General features: G+C 56.5%; 15 protein-coding genes and 1 tRNA gene. 6 read left to right on the top strand and 10 right to left on the bottom strand.

Annotated features, from left to right (window positions below; all coding sequences use genetic code 11):
• The first annotated feature begins 230 nt into the window (after positions 1–230).
• A complete protein-coding gene (locus AD948_RS01640) occupies positions 231–629 on the top strand; it encodes a helix-turn-helix domain-containing protein (protein ID WP_248845879.1) in 399 nt (132 codons plus the stop codon).
• A 39-nt stretch (positions 630–668) separates the two neighbouring features.
• On the opposite strand, the gene AD948_RS01635 is transcribed toward AD948_RS01640, so the two are convergent.
• On the bottom strand, positions 669–1,760 hold the full coding sequence (locus tag AD948_RS01635) for an integrase (protein WP_061470395.1): 1,092 nt from the start codon (positions 1,758–1,760) through the stop codon (positions 669–671).
• 88 nt (positions 1,761–1,848) lie between these two features.
• Positions 1,849–1,924 (bottom strand) — tRNA-Glu (locus tag AD948_RS01630).
• A 236-nt stretch (positions 1,925–2,160) separates the two neighbouring features.
• Between AD948_RS01630 and AD948_RS01625 the strand changes: the two genes are divergently transcribed.
• The 3 genes from AD948_RS01625 (at position 2,161) to AD948_RS01615 (ending at position 6,107) form a co-directional block, all read left to right on the top strand.
• Complete coding sequence (locus AD948_RS01625; RefSeq protein ID WP_061470394.1) at positions 2,161–4,503, top strand: TonB-dependent receptor; 2,343 nt, start codon at positions 2,161–2,163, stop codon at positions 4,501–4,503.
• A 318-nt stretch (positions 4,504–4,821) separates the two neighbouring features.
• On the top strand, positions 4,822–5,286 hold the full coding sequence (locus tag AD948_RS01620; RefSeq protein ID WP_081473611.1) for a helix-turn-helix domain-containing protein: 465 nt from the start codon (positions 4,822–4,824) through the stop codon (positions 5,284–5,286).
• A 197-nt stretch (positions 5,287–5,483) separates the two neighbouring features.
• Positions 5,484–6,107 (top strand): YceI family protein, encoded by a 624-nt coding sequence (locus AD948_RS01615; protein ID WP_148262814.1) that lies wholly within the window; start codon positions 5,484–5,486, stop codon positions 6,105–6,107.
• Positions 6,108–6,148: 41 nt separating this feature from the next.
• Here the strand turns inward: AD948_RS01615 and AD948_RS01610 are convergent, their stop codons facing one another.
• Complete coding sequence (locus tag AD948_RS01610; protein WP_061470393.1) at positions 6,149–7,324, bottom strand: serine hydrolase domain-containing protein; 1,176 nt, start codon at positions 7,322–7,324, stop codon at positions 6,149–6,151.
• A gap of 86 nt (positions 7,325–7,410) precedes the next feature.
• A complete protein-coding gene (gene alkB, locus AD948_RS01605; protein WP_061470392.1) occupies positions 7,411–8,091 on the bottom strand; it encodes a DNA oxidative demethylase AlkB in 681 nt (226 codons plus the stop codon).
• Between the two features lie 168 nt (positions 8,092–8,259).
• Here alkB and AD948_RS01600 point away from each other — a divergent pair, with 168 nt between their 5' ends.
• Positions 8,260–8,661 (top strand): hypothetical protein, encoded by a 402-nt coding sequence (locus tag AD948_RS01600; protein WP_050942368.1) that lies wholly within the window; start codon positions 8,260–8,262, stop codon positions 8,659–8,661.
• A 425-nt stretch (positions 8,662–9,086) separates the two neighbouring features.
• On the opposite strand, the gene AD948_RS01595 is transcribed toward AD948_RS01600, so the two are convergent.
• From AD948_RS01595 to AD948_RS01575, 5 genes are all read right to left on the bottom strand, one after another.
• Positions 9,087–10,577, bottom strand: a complete 1,491-nt coding sequence (locus AD948_RS01595; RefSeq protein ID WP_061470391.1) for a sodium:solute symporter family protein — start codon at positions 10,575–10,577, stop codon at positions 9,087–9,089.
• Complete coding sequence (locus AD948_RS01590; RefSeq protein ID WP_006559508.1) at positions 10,574–10,753, bottom strand: DUF3311 domain-containing protein; 180 nt, start codon at positions 10,751–10,753, stop codon at positions 10,574–10,576. Before AD948_RS01590 ends, AD948_RS01595 begins: the two co-directional genes overlap by 4 nt.
• Positions 10,754–10,933: 180 nt before the next feature.
• Positions 10,934–11,401 carry a hypothetical protein gene (locus AD948_RS01585; protein ID WP_061470390.1) on the bottom strand — a complete coding sequence of 156 codons (468 nt, stop codon included), beginning with the start codon at positions 11,399–11,401 and terminating at the stop codon, positions 10,934–10,936.
• A 68-nt stretch (positions 11,402–11,469) separates the two neighbouring features.
• On the bottom strand, positions 11,470–12,648 hold the full coding sequence (locus AD948_RS01580) for an anhydro-N-acetylmuramic acid kinase (RefSeq protein WP_408736051.1): 1,179 nt from the start codon (positions 12,646–12,648) through the stop codon (positions 11,470–11,472).
• The gene (locus AD948_RS01575; protein WP_061470398.1) at positions 12,645–13,025 is read right to left on the bottom strand and encodes a hypothetical protein; all 381 of its coding nucleotides are present in this window, start codon (positions 13,023–13,025) and stop codon (positions 12,645–12,647) included. Before AD948_RS01575 ends, AD948_RS01580 begins: the two co-directional genes overlap by 4 nt.
• 181 nt (positions 13,026–13,206) lie before the next feature.
• On the opposite strand from AD948_RS01575, the gene AD948_RS01570 reads away from it, so the two are divergent.
• A complete protein-coding gene (locus AD948_RS01570) occupies positions 13,207–13,824 on the top strand; it encodes a DNA-3-methyladenine glycosylase I (RefSeq protein ID WP_061470397.1) in 618 nt (205 codons plus the stop codon).
• Positions 13,825–13,896: 72 nt separating this feature from the next.
• On the opposite strand, the gene AD948_RS01565 is transcribed toward AD948_RS01570, so the two are convergent.
• On the bottom strand, positions 13,897–14,457 hold the full coding sequence (locus AD948_RS01565) for a cupin domain-containing protein (RefSeq protein WP_156478888.1): 561 nt from the start codon (positions 14,455–14,457) through the stop codon (positions 13,897–13,899).
• Positions 14,458–14,656: the final 199 nt, after the last annotated feature.

The raw sequence follows: 14,656 nt of genomic DNA, 5'->3' as shown, positions 1-14,656 counted from the left end.
CCGCACCAATCCCGCGTAGCGGGTTCGTTCTTCCCCCCATTACGGCCTTTCCTGAGCGATTATTTCAGAAGGAGACGCAGCGCTTGATGTAAGCATTTTTGGCTCAGAAAATTGGGGTATCATTCTCTGCCAGTTTCCATCCATCGCTGGTGGTTTCAAATTTGTGGGTTATCATTAAAGGAGAAAGTGATTCGTGGGTGTCACGGATCTGGCCATGTCAGAGGGTCATCATGTCACGAAATGCACAACGCTTGCCTCAACCGGATCGTCTGGAACAGACATCAGGCTCACAACGTATCTCCGCCTACTTAAGGCGGGGATTGATGCGCTATCAGGAGGCAGCGGATTACCTTGGGATCGCTAAAGGAACGCTGGCCAACTGGGTCTCGCTGCGGGTTGGCCCACGGTCCATCAAGATCGGCAGCATGCGGCTGTTTCGCCAGGAAGATCTTGATCGCTTTATTGAAGAAAAGCTTTTTGAAACCGAACGCTTTGAAAAACGTCGTCGCCGTCAGCGCGGACGGGGTGCACTGGTGTTGACCTGCCCGTATCCTGATCTGTTTCTCTTCTCCGTGATGGCTCTGGCGTTGGCAGTCTTCCTCTTCACCAGCGTCGTAAGCTTTCAGTAAAAACGCGGTCTGGCTGTTTCTGGTCATCCTGACTGGCAGCTACCGTGTCTTGTCTGCAATATCTCCGGGCACGGGCTGGTAGTAGCGATTTAATGATTTTAAGTCGCGATGACCCGTGACCCGGGTCAGTTCAATCGGATTCAGATAGCGCGCCAACCGCGATGTCGCCTCATGACGCAAGTCATGAAAGGTCAGGTCCTGAATTCCGGCCTGCCGGGTCATGCGACCGAACAGGACAGAAAAGATTTTTCTCTCTCCGACCGAAAAGACAATGTCTTTTCGGTCAGGCATCTTTTCCATGGTGGCCCGCTTTTCCATGAGGACGCGTTGTGCGCCCTTGGTCATGGGGCGGATCTCGGGACCGAGCTCTTCCCTGTGCCGGTCGCTCTTCACGCGGGCGAGGGAAATGGTCTGTCTGCGGAAGTCGATGTCCTGCCAGCGCAGACTGAGGGATTCCCCCAGCCGGCAGCCTTGCTCGATTGACCACCTGATGAGCCACACCACATCAGGGTAATGCTTGAAAACTCCATCGGGCTGAGAGGCGGCCCGCAGAAGTTCGTCTTCTTCGCCATCCTTTAATCTCCGGTTTCTCTTGCGATCTGCTCCTTCGGGTCGTTTGGTCCGTTTGGCGGACGCATGATTGAGGATGGTCGTGTCCCACTCCGAGTTGGCGTATTCGACGATGGCCGCAATCATGTTCAGCCGTTTGACGACGGTCCCCTTGGCCAGTCCCGCTGCCAGCATGGCGTCACGAAAGTCCCGGACATCCCCATTGGTCCATTTGTCGATTTTCAATGAGGCAATGTTGGACCCAAGAAGGGCCGGAAGATGGCCCATACGATCAGCATCGCGTTCTGTCATGCGCTCCCGGCCGAAGCGCTCAAAGAGTTCGCCAAAAGTGATCTGGTTTCTCTTGCGTGCGGGTGGCTCAAGCTGGCCCACATGCGCCTTGGCGCTTACGTCCTGGAGCCAGCGGCGGGCAAGACTGGCTGACGCGAAGGTTTCGCGGTGACGTTTGCCGTTCACCATCCTGCGGGCCTGATACTGGCCGGGGCCACGATACCAGACGCCCTTGGGCAACGGTTTCCCTGTTACAGGGTCTTTGAGGGTCTCTTTTGGTGATTTGGTCATCGTTATTCGATCCTCTCCCAGTTTGGCTCGGGATTGGCTCAAAAATCAACGATTTTCAGATTAACCTGCTGCAAGCCCTTGAAAAACTTGGCGTCCCGTACGGGATTCGAACCCGTGTTGCCGCCGTGAAAGGGCGGTGTCCTAGGCCTCTAGACGAACGGGACTGGAGGCGTGGGGTCGATCTACGGGAATTTCAGATTTTGCACAAGAGAGAATTTGAATCGTTTTGAACGGAATGTCTTCAGGCAGGAGCAGAAAGGGCCAAAACCGGTAAAGTGCGGCAGAAAAGAAACACTTATCGTGTAAGTCGCATCGCTTTCCGGAATAATGTTGAAACGTTATATCATAACAAATATGAAGCGGGGAACAGTTTCGATTCTGATGGTAAAGGTGTTCTTGAATGCGGGTGTCTCGTTTTTCTTTTGTACTGGCGAGTTCGGCCTTATGTGCAACAACCGGGTTTCTGGCTTCCGTTGAACACGCTCGCGCTCAGACGGTCAAAACGGATCAGGCGGAGGCGCAGCAGCGGCCAGAATCTTCGGTAACCGCGTCTTCTGGCAAGGCGTTGGTCAAGGGTGGTGCGCAGGTTTCTTCAGCCGGATCGAAAACGGCTTCACCTGCCGGGCGTGAAACAGTGACGATAGAACCGGGGCTGGCCAATCATCCGGAAAAGGTGACGGTAACGGCGCATCTGGATCAGGCACGTTCCAATCTGCAGCCTGATACTGGCGCAACAGTTTACAAGTTCAGTCGCAAAACTCTGGAAACAATTCCAGGTGGGGATAATGCGCCGCTGAACCAGGTGCTGTTGCAGGCACCGGGTGTTGCGCAGGATAGCTACGGGCAGATTCACGTTCGTGGTGATCATAACGAGGTGCAGTTTCGGCTGGATGGTGTGCAGTTGCCTGAAGGCTTAAGTGTGTTCGGTCAGGCGCTCATGACACGCTTTGCCGATAGCATGTCTTTGACAACAGGCGCGCTGCCTAGCGAGTTTGGTTTCCTTCAGGCCGCTGTTGTTGATATTACCACCAAGAATGGCACGACCAATGCAGGCGGAAATGCATCCATTTACGGTGGTGCGCGGGATTATTTTTTCCCGTCTCTGCAATATGGCGGCCACCATGGGAAATGGGACTATTTTGCGACGGCGGATTTCGTGCATGATCGTGTGGGGATTGAAAACACCACTGGATCGTTCAACGCTCTTCATGATCTGACCAATCAGTACCATTTTCTTGGGCATCTGCGTTATACGGCTGATGAAAATACGCGTATCAGCTTTATTGCCGGGGTTTCCAACGCGGAATATCAGTTGCCTAACAATCCTGGTCAGCAAACACAGTTTTCAGAGCCATCCTATGCTGGCAGTGAATTGGCGCAGCATCTGAACGGGAGCGTTGACAGCAGCAGCCTTGATGAACACCAGAAGCAGATTACAGATTTTGCCATTCTGGCGTTGCAGAAAGAAATTGGTAAATTCAGCCTGCAAAGTTCGGTTTTTTCACGTTACAGCAGCCTGCGTTATTCGCCTGATCCGTTGGGTGATCTGGTGTATAATGGGATTTCGCAGCGGGCGGCGCGTTCGGTGTTCTCAATGGGAACACAGCATGACGTGACATGGCGCGCAGCGCGTGACCATACCGTGCGCTTTGGTTTTCAGGTTTTTGTTGAACGCACTGTGTCAAAAACAGATTCCCGCGTGTTTGCCCAGACGGGTGAGGATGAAGCGGGAGACGCCGTTTTCAGTGATACCCCGATTGCCGTGTATGACGGCAGCGGAAAAACAGGAACGGTTTATGGGCTATACGCGCAGGATGAATGGAAGCCGCTGAAGAACCTGACAATCAATTACGGGCTGCGGTTTGACGGCGTGAGTGAATATACCAGCGAAAAGCAGGTCAGCCCCCGTTTGAATATTGTGTGGACGCCGTGGCACGGAGGCACGCTCCACGCCGGATATTCACGTTACTTTACGCCGCCGCCGTTTGAGGTGGTCAGCAGTTCATCCCTGTATAAATTTGCCAACACCAGCGCAGCTGCGGCGAATTATCAGAACAGTGCTGTGCGTGCGGAGCGGGATCATTATTTTGACGCAGGGTTCCAGCAGCAGATTCTGCCGGGATGGCGTGTCTCCTTTGATGCCTATTACAAGCTGGCCCATAACCTGATTGATGAAGGTCAGTTTGGCGCCCCGATTATTCTGAGTGGCTTCAACTACCGCCGGGGGCAGGTGAACGGGTACGAGGTCAACACCTCGTACGACAAGGGACCTCTTTCTCTTTATGGGAATTTTTCGTGGTCCCGTGCCATCGGCAAGGATATTACCAGCGCCCAGTTCAATTTTGATGATGATGATCTGGCTTATATCAAGCATCGCTGGGTTCATCTGGATCATGACCAGCGTTGGACGGCCTCTGCGGGTGCAGCTTACACCTTCTTTCACAGAGGATGGCATCCGTTGCGTGTGTCCGCCACCATGGTTTACGGCAGCGGTCTGCGGGCGGATGGAGAGGTGCCGAATGGGGTCTCCTTGCCGCAATACGCAACCTTCAACTTCTCGGCTGTTCAGAGCTTCAAAAACCTGTTTGGCCATTCCTTTCTGGGCAACACACAGATCCGGTTGGACGTGATGAACCTGTTTGATCGCACCTATATGCTGCGTGACGGCAGCGGGATTGGTGTGGGCGCACCGCAATATGGGCTACGCAGAACAATTCTTACGGGTATCTCACAGAGTTTCTGAAGAAAAATGTAAAATAAAACCTTACAAATAGGAAATACGCCTACACGGATTTTTGCATGAACGAGGTCGCTTTTATTTGTTGCGAACCTCTTTTCATTTGGCTCCGCACATATCATATGTGTGGAGCCGTTTGCATTTGGTGCAACGGCAAGGGAACATACGCCTTGCGAAGCAGATTTCACGCTCCAAAACCGTATGATGGGGTGTGTGTTTGCGTTTTCTGTTCTGTTCTTTCTTGTGGAAAGCGGACGCATGGCGGTAAAAGCCGCGGTTTGAGACGTGCGGTCTGTGTCCGATGTTTTCTTTTGGAGAAGCGGAATGGTGCAATCTAGACGGACTATTAATGAGCGGGGGCCCGCTCACCATGTGACGTCTCCTTCCGGAAAAGAAGGGCATGAGGTTGAGGCGGAAAAAGAGGAAATGATCTCTCCCGGTTCAGACCTTGGGCAAAGAATGAAAATTCTGCGCAAGGCGTCAGGCATGACCCAGCAACAGGTTGCAGATGCGCTTGGTGTGTCCCGTCCTGCCATTGCGTTCTGGGAAACCGGACGGGAAGGAAGTGCGCGCAAGCATATTCCCAATCTTGCGCGTCTGTTTGGGGTGGACCCCGAGATTTTTCTGACCGGTTATGTTCAGGCCGATATTGCCCTTACAGTCTCGCCTGATGAGCATGATATCATTAAATTATACCGCATGCTTGATCCTTCGCGTAAGGTCTCTGCCCAGAAGTGGATCGAGAGACAGGTGAGGATGCTGCAGAAAAGCGGCGGTGGTGCGGAGTAGATCAAAGGCTGCTGGCTGGGTCCTTCACGCATAAGGAGCGGTATCATCGTGCTGACTGCCTTCTGAGAGGCAGCCAGCAGGCACCCGCTAATACAGGACCGATTTGGTCTTCAAAAAAGCGAGTGCATGGAACCACCTGATCGCTGAACTGTCATATCTCCACGGATGGCACATATTGGGAGCAAGCAGGGGTCACGATGTGGAAGGGCCACTACGCGTTATTGGTTATGATGGGTGTGTCTGTGGGTGAGCGGCCGATCCAGGCGGCGAGCCTTCTGCCGGTTGTGGCGCGGGCCCAGCAGGTGGAGGAAGGGCCTTACCATGTTGATGGAGAGCGGACCCAGATTGTCTTTTCCGTGTCCTGCCTTGGCATGAGCTGGTATCGAGGTTTTTTGTCCGGGGTTTCTGGCGAGTTGTGGCTTGATCCTGCGCACCCTGAAAAATCTCACGTCAGCCTGAAGGCACCGGTTTCCTCCATCAAGACGACCACAAGCGAGGTCTCCAGCATGTTGATGGAGAAAAGCTGGTTTGCGGCCGAGACTTATCCTGTAGCCGAATTTGTCTCTACGCAGGTTTCATCAAGCGGGCCATCACTGGCGACCATTTCCGGCAATCTGACCATGCATGGCGTGACGCATCCGGTTACCTTGCATGCGCATTTTGTGGGGGCCGGAGAAAACCCGATTGATCATTCGTATGATGTTGGGTTTGAGGCGCAGGGCACCATACAACGGAGCGCTTTTGGCATGACGAGTGCTCTGCCTGCCGTGGGTGATGACGTTATTCTGACTGTCAGCGGCGTGTTTGAAAAGGAACGCTGAAGGGGGCGTTGGCGTGGCCACCCTGTCAGCTTATGCCTGTATCAGGTGCGTTGCAGTGCCAGCGCCGCTGCCGTCGCCACGTCCCGCCTGAGTGCGATGATATTGCCTTTGCCGTCCGGGTGAACACGATTGGTCAGGATCAGGACAAAGCTTTCCGTTTCAGGAACCAGCCACAGGGATGTACCGGTAAAGCCGGTGTGACCAAAGGACGTTGGTGGAAAAACCGTGCCGCGCGGCGTGGAATAGTGGGTGGCGATATCCCACCCAAGCCCGCGCAGATCCTGCTTGCCCTTGGGTTGCTGCGGGGTGGACATCAGAACCAGTGTTTCTGTCCGCAACGGAAAGGCAGAGGGCTTTCCTGCCCGTTTGGCCAGCAGTGCCTGCGTGTAGGTTATCATGTCATCCGCACAGGAGAACAGCCCGGCATGCCCCGCCACGCCCCCCATGCGCCGGGTGGTAGGATCATGTACTACGCCGCGTAACATGGTGTGTGTGTCATCAAACTGGGTGGGGGCAATGGCGCTGCCCAGAACGGGATCAGGCCGAAAGAAAGTCCGTTTTAGCCCCAGAGGAGAGAGGATGGCGCGCGTGGCATATTCATCCAGTGGCAGGCCGGAGAGCTTTTCCACAATCAGCCCCAGTGTGATGAAATTGATATCGCTATAAACAAACTGCTCGCCGGGGGGATGCTGCAAGGGTGCGTTCAGCGCCAGAGACACCGCGGTTTCTTTTCCGCTCCAGGGGGTGGAAAGATCCACGTCTGGCGGCAGGCCGGAATAATGGGTCAGTAACTGGCGGATGGTAACAGCCTGTTTTCCGTTGGCGGCAAACGCGGGCAGATAGCGGCAGACGGGGTCATCCAGTTTCAGCTGCCCCTGTTCATAAAGCTGCATAATGGCAGGGGCGGTAATCAGCACTTTAGTCAGGGACGCCATGTCAAACAGGGTTTGCCATGTCATGGGCTCAGGGTGGGGGACCAAGGCCCGGTTGCCAAACACGCCTTTCCATACGGTTTGCCCTTCGGTGCCCACGGCCGCTACTGCGCCGGGTGTCTGGCCTTTGGCAATGGCGGCGCGGAACAGATCTTCCACCGGTAGGAAGCGTGAGGGCGTTGTCTCTGCCCGTGCGGAGGGAAGATGCCGCAACATCATGCCGCCCGTGGCAAGAGCAGCGGTTTTCAGGGCCTTGCGGCGGGAACAGGCGGAGGAGAAAGGCATGGCACACGCATATCCGGCTACAGGCGTGCCCAAGCGGCACGAAAGAAAGGACTGTAAGCGGTTTTTATCCGTGCGTGGAGAGGGTATCAGTCCGTTGGTGCAACAAACCGGAAGGTCAGGTTGAACCGCACCCGTCCTGTTACGGGGTGGAGACCATCGGCCAGTGGTTTCACGCCATGATAATGCAGGCGCGCCTTACCGCCCCATACCAGAACATCACCATGTTCAAGCAGGATGGCATGAGGCGATGTGGACCGTTTCAGGCCGCCCCATAGAAAGGAAATGGGCAGACCAAGCGAGACAGAGACAATAGGCTGACTGAAATCTCCTTCATCCTTGTCCTGATGCAGCGCCATGCGGGTGCCGGGTTCATAACGGTTGATCAGGCAGGCATTGGGGTGAAAGCCCTTAAAGCCTGCCGCCTCTGCACTGCGGGTCGCCAGTTTCTGCCATGCCGGAGGGAGCGGGGGCCAGGCCTGATTGTTCAGAGGGTCCGTGGGGGTGTAACGATAACCGCTACGGTCTGTGACCCATCCCAGTGCGCCGCAATTGGTCATGCCAACAGACATTTTGCCGCCGCCCGGCGTCATCATGGTGCGGAAAGGCGCGTTTTTGGCGATGTCGTGAAGTGCGCTGATCAGTTCTGAAGCCTCAGGCAGGGCATAGCCGCGCAAGAGCATCGCGCCCAGACTGAGAGTGACCCGCTTGGGCCGTGTGTCCGCCAGCGCAAGATCCATTTGTGCAAGAGGCAACGGTGAATGGGGCATGGGCACCTTCCTGACACATCGTTCTGTTAAGAGGTGTACCTATGAAACAGGAGGCACAACGGTCCTGTGAAAAATATTTACGTCTTCCTGCGTGTCTGGCAGAGAAATTGTGACTTTGGCAGAGGGAGAATCCCTGCGTGTTTCCTTATGTGATTGGGGTGGAAAACCATGCGTGACATTCTGATCGTGGGCGGTTTACCCGCTGTTGTGACCCTTGATCCTGCAACATTTGTCTTCCGGGGTGTGTTTGTGGGGCTGGATGGAGAAGTGGATTTTTACGCCACCCGTGCATCGGAACTGCCACGGAAAGGGGCAGAGGCTCTTAAGGTCTTTCTTGCCGCCTGTCAGGCTCACAACAGGCATCCGTTGCAACGCCGTAAGGGGGTGCCCCCCGGCTATGTGCTGGAAGATATTTATGCCGAGTTTGAAGCCGTAGCAACGCAGCGGGGGCAGTCTCTGGAAAGCTTTGTGCAGGAGCAGCGCCAGCCGTTTGTGCCCAAACGGGAACCTTCCGACTTTGAAAAACTGATGGCGCGTCAGGAAGAAATGGATCGCCGGTATTTCTGCTGAAAACCGCACCTGCCGCCTATAGAGCGCGCTGCGAAGAGCTTGAATCGTGGGTTTCCGAAAGGGCGTCTGATGTGATTCAAGATGAGGACTGGCAAGGAGGCCAGTCTTCATGCCGAAAGCCTGTTCACAGAATGCTCTAGCCGGAAGCGGACCTGCTGTAGCGTAGGCCTGACGAGGCAAGGTAGCCGCGTGCGGGAAGAATGCGCCGCCGAGCTCCAGCATAGAAAAAGCGGTTGGAGTGGGCGGTTGATGTTATCAAACAGTGTCTGAAGTGTGGGACGAAACCTGAAACTCTTCTTGGAGCGCTCGGTCTCGGCATTGCGCTGAATTGCCGGAGGGGGCGGTGTAGGTTCCTGCCTGTTTACCGGAACGAATAAAGGCGGCTTGCGCCGCCTTTATCAACTTTTCCGCCTTGTCTGGATCGGTCAGTGCAAGGTGGGCGGGTTGCTTGGTGCGTAGGGTCGGCCTTCCGGCTTGGCGTAATCAGCAGACGCCGCCGGTTTGACCAACGTGATCAGCCCGACCACCACAATATTGACCACCAGAGACATCAGGCCGGTCGAAACATTGCCGGAGAACGGGCCCATATACAGGAAGTGGATGGGTTTCAGGCTGTCCATCAAGCACAGGCCCACCCCGAATACCGTGCCCACAACCCAGCCCGCCAGCATGGCGGCGGCAGAGAAGCGGATGCGCATCAACCCCAGAATAAGGGCCGGGAAGGTCTGTAGAATGATCACCCCGCCCAGAAGCTGGAAATCAATGGCGAACTGAGCGTTCAGGAACATGACGCACAGCAGCGCTCCAACCTTGACGGCAAAGGCGGTCAGCCGACTGTTGCGCACACTTTTATGCCGGGCTGGCAGCAGGTTGTGCGTGACCAGATTGGCGGCCCCAATGGCCATGACGGCGGCTGGCACAAGGGCACCCACGGCAATGGCGGCAAAACAGAAACCACTGAACCATGCGGGAAAGATGGTCTGGAACAGCAGTGGCACCACCAGCGAGTTGTTGTTGGTGGTCACGCCCGCCACATGCGCCATCAGCCCCAGCATGGCGATAAGCCCCAGCACAATGGTGTAGATGGGCAGGAACACAGCATTCTGCCGGATGGTGTCAGCAGACCGTGCGGCCAGAATGCCGGTGAGCGTATGCGGATACAGGAACGCGGCCAAGGCGGAGGAAAGCGCCAGCGTGGCATAGGGCATGCCCATGCCAGCTTTGAGGATCGGCTGGCTGTGATCTGCTGCCGTGAACAGCGCGGCATAGCCACCCATATGCAGCGGGATGACCGTAACCGCCACCAGCACCGCAATATAGATCATGATGTCTTTGATGAAGGCCGTCAGCGCAGGTGCATGCAGGCCGCCAAGCCACGTATATGCGGCCAGCGAGAGAAAGGCGATCACCAAGGGAATATCACCCGGCAGACCCAGCGCCTGCACAACCGTGCGGATGCCGATCAACTGCAGGGCAATGTAGGGCATAACCGCCACCAGCCCGGTGAGTGCGACCACAATTTCAAGGGCACGGCTGTTGAAGCGGGCGCGCACAATATCGGCTGCCGTGGCATAGCCCCCTTCCTGCGCGATCTTCCACAACCGTGGCATCACCAGAAAAATGAACGGATACACAATAATGGTGTAGGGCAGGGCGAAGAACCCATAGCCCCCGGCCGCGTAAACAAGGGCCGGCACGGCAATGACGGTATAGGCCGTATAGAAATCGCCCCCTACCAGAAACCATGTAACCCATGGCCCGAACTGCCGCCCACCGAGGGACCAGTCTTCACTGGAATGCGCGCTTTTGCCGCGGCTGAGCGTTTTGCGGATCCACTGGATGGAGCTGCCGATCACAATGGTGGCGGCAAAAAAGAAAACAAAGACGCCCAGCGCCCATGGGTTCACGCCGTTCATGCGTCATGCCCCTTTTTCCAGACAATCCAGATGATAACGGACGTTACCGGCACCCAGGCGAACTGGTACCAGTAGAAGAACGGAAACCCGAGCAGAACCGGATCATACCGGTCATAGAGCGGTGTCCACAGCAGCCCCAGAAAGGGCAGTAGGAGCAGCAGATTCAGTTTTTTCATGATAAGCGGCGGCCAGATGTTATTGTTTTTTGTTGGACCACTTTAGTCATGCAGAGCGGGTGTGATGGTGTCAATCACCATTTGTCCAACCGCTCCGTGCATGACCCGGTTGTGTTGTTTTGAACGCAGCCGTTACAACACGATTGGCAGGATAAGGGGGCTTTTCCTGCCTGTGCAGCCTCAGGAAGAGGTCTTGCGGTTTTGCAGCACGGCGTTCAGGCGATCGCTGTATTTGCGGTAACTGCCTTCGGGCACGCACCCCATTTCTTCCAGATCTTCCAGATCCGCCCCATGGTTGATCCAGCTATTGACCTCTCTGAAATCCAGCGCGGCGGGAATGGCGTGGGGTTCAAAAACAACTGCGCGGTCTTCTCCCTCTGTTGCGCCAAACGGCATGAAGGACTCTGCAGCAGGGGTTTTGGTGTCCTGAAGACTGACTTCCCCGCAAACAATCTGCTTTTCGCCCGTTTTGTGGGTTGCCAGGTTGCGAAAGTGTGGGTGGGCATCCGGAAACTGGGTGGCAACGCTTTTGAGCGTGTTTTTGACAAACGGGCTTGCCGCTTTGTCACTGCCGTCAATGACCGTTTGTGCATAGGCCGGGACGGCAGGCGCCAGCAGGCTGAGGCAGAGCAGTAAAGCGTGCTTCATGGTGGGGTCCTTCTCACTTGTAAGGGGTATGGTGGGGTCTGGGGCGGTAGAGATCAACCACCCACCCCTCAGGTTCTGTGTGCCATCAGTCTGGCACAGGCTTCAAAACGGGACGGGGCAAGGCCGCCACAGGTGAGCCGTCCGCCCGTCAGGGGGCGCGGCACGCCCGTGGTGGTGGGTAGAGAGAGGGGAAGCCCCAGCAGGCTACGCGCGGCCAGAAAGCCAAAACATTCGGCTTCCAGCGCATCTCCATCCCACCCCAACGCTTCAACCGGCTGTACGGTGCCCGCCAGCCTTTGGCGCAAGGCGGCCATCAGTGCCGGGTTGTGCCGCCCTCCGCCACAGACAAACCACGCTTGGGGGGCTGCGGGTAACGGCGTGCGGGCCACAGTCTCGGCGGTAAATGCCACCAATGTTGCGGCACCATCCTCAGGGCTAAGGCCCGCCAGATAGTCCAGCCCTTTATGGAAGGAGAGTCTGTCCAGAGATTTGGGCGCAGGACGGCTGAAAAATGGATGGTCCAGTAACCGTTCCAGTACAGCGGGATTGACCGTGCCACGCAGCGAGAGAGCGCCGTCTTGATCGTATCGCTGGCCCGTGTGCTGGAAGGTCCAGTCATCCAGCAGGGCGTTGCCGGGGCCTGTATCACAGGCCAGCACGTCTCCGCTTTGGGTCAGGAGTGTCATGTTGGCGACGCCGCCAATATTCAGCACAGCTACGGGCGCGGGCTGCCCGTGTAGCAGGGCGGCGTGATAGAGGGGGGCGAGAGGTGCGCCTTCTCCACCCGCCTGCACGTCCGCGCTGCGGAAATCATGAATGACAGGCGTGTTTGTGGCAGCTGAAAGCTGGGCGGCATCTCCAATCTGCCATGTGCGGCCCGGCTCATGCAGAATGGTCTGTCCGTGGAAGCCGATCAGGTCAGGCGTTATGCCGTCAGCCTTGTCACACAGGGTAAGAACAGCCTGAACATGCACGTCTGTCAAAGCCTGTTCGGCAGCCAGCACCTGCGTATCCTGTGCGTTGCAGTGCGTCGCCTCATCCAGCAGGGACCGCAACCGGGTGCGGAGGGCGGGCGAATAAGGGAGAGTGAGGGCTGGACCGTGGCTGAAAATCTGCGTGCCGTCTGTGGTCAGTATGGCGGCATCCACACCATCCAGGGATGTTCCGCTCATCAGCCCCACAGTTATCAGCCGGGGAGCTGACGCGTCTGGCGTGGTGGGGTTGGCCGGAGCGCTGGCGTCTGTCATGGGGTGGAGGGAGTGGGGAGGATCAGGCCGGACCGCAGGCGGTGCGTGCTTACCTGCCACAGCAACACCTTATCCTGTCCGTTTTCCGACACATGCAGGGCCAGAAGATCATCCTGCACACGGGCCATGCTCAACAGCCGTGTGCCGGGCGGCAGCGTGACTGGCCCTTGTGCGTCCTCCTGCAAGGGAACGCTGGCAGGCAGGGAAGGATGCGTGGGGCCGGCATTCATACGGTGGAGAATGACCCATACAAGGGTAATGGTACCAGCAATAATCAGAATACCCATGCCGATAACTGCAGCCAGCAGAGCCTTGGGCGTGCCCGGTGTTTCTTCCACAATCTCTCCTGTCTTTTCTCTTTTCTGCCACCCCGTCATGCCAGAATCAGGGTGTGGCAGGGGATTATGAGTGCCTTTTCCGTAATCCGGGTGCAAGGGGGAGGCGGGACTTGTATGCCTTTTCCGCAGCCTCCAGCTTGGGGGCAGATGTCAGGCGTGCTGGAAGCGGCTCCTGCCGCTGATTATGGTGGGGCAGGCAGAATGGTTTGGCGGGGGCGTAATGTCTGATCTGATGGCGGACAAAATGAGATGTGATGACGGCTATAGCCGGTGCCTGTGGGCGTGTTCAGATCCGCTATTGCAACAGTATCATGATACGGAATGGGGCGTGCCCGAACGCAATAGCCGCGCCTTGTGGGAAAAACTGATGCTGGACGGGTTTCAGGCTGGTCTGTCATGGCGGCTTATTCTTGCCCGGCGGGATGCATTTCGGGCCGCTTTTTCCGGCTTTGTGCCGGAACGTGTGGCTGCCTATACGCAGCAGGATGTGGAACGGCTGGTGACAGATGCGCGGATTATCCGCTCCCGCGCCAAGATTGAAGCCGTGATAGGGAATGCCCGCGCCTATCTGGCCATGCAGGATAAAGGGGAAGAGTTTTCAGATTTTGTCTGGGGTCTGGTGGGAGGGCGGAGCATAGTGGGGGATGGCAGTGGCACGTCCACACGGTCCACATTGGGGGACACGCTTTCCACCGCCTTGAAAGAAAGAGGCTTTCGTTTTGCGGGGCCGGTTATTGTGCATGCGTGGGCGCAGGCGACAGGATTGATCAATGATCATCACGCATCCTGTTTCTGTCGGCCAGTTTGCGAGAAACAGGCGGCACTCCTCAACGTCTAGAGGGAGACTGCACAGGATACTCCCTCTTTCTCCCACTCTCGGTATGTGAAAAATACTGTCTGGATCGGGTGTTTACTGAAAGCGGCAAGGTTGGCCCGCGGTGGGGGCTTCATTTTCAAGCTGCACGACCAGCAATGTCACAGGGCCATCTCCTACATTTCCGGCCAGATGCCCTTTATGGCCTGCACCATCCGGGCGGGAGAGTTGGTCTTCGCCCAGAGAAATGTCTCCCGGCCCCATTTCTACACGTGTGCCGTCCATGGCTTCCACAAACCATGTGCCTTTTAGCGGGATGATCCATTGCACCTTTGGGTCCGGATGCCACACGCCATTCCAGTGGGGTGGCTGAATGGTGGAGATCACTTTGGCCTTGCCGGTGGAAAGCAGATCCTGCCATTGCGGCCCGGCCGGAGGAGACATGGATTTGAGTGCATAGGTGTGGAAGGTGCATTTTGTCATGTGGCTGACACCACGCGCATCCGTCCAATTATGCCAGTAGGATGCCTCCGGCGTGTTTCGGCTGTAGGACGTGGCCGCAGCGGGTTCTGCTGCTCGTGTGGCAGGAGAGTTGCCCCATAACAGGACGCCAGACAGAAAGGCGAGGGCAAGAGTCTGTTCAAGGCGGAAGGCCATCTCTGTTGTTCCCGTTCTGTGTGGCGTGTTTGTCTTTTGTAACGGAAAAAGCAGGAGGCAGTTGCCCCGCAGGCCATAAGGCAGCCATGCGGGGACGTCAGTCATGGAAACGCGTTATGCGCGACATTCAGCTTGCATGGCACCGTTTACCGTCCAATCTCGTGCCTCGTGCCTCGTGCCTCGTGCCTCGTGCCTCGTG

The sequence above is a fragment of the Acetobacter senegalensis genome, from assembly GCF_001580995.1.
Classification (GTDB): Bacteria; Pseudomonadota; Alphaproteobacteria; order Acetobacterales; family Acetobacteraceae; genus Acetobacter; species Acetobacter senegalensis.
The sequence above is the reverse complement of the archived record's forward strand: the minus strand, read 5'-3'. Positions and strand labels throughout refer to the sequence as shown.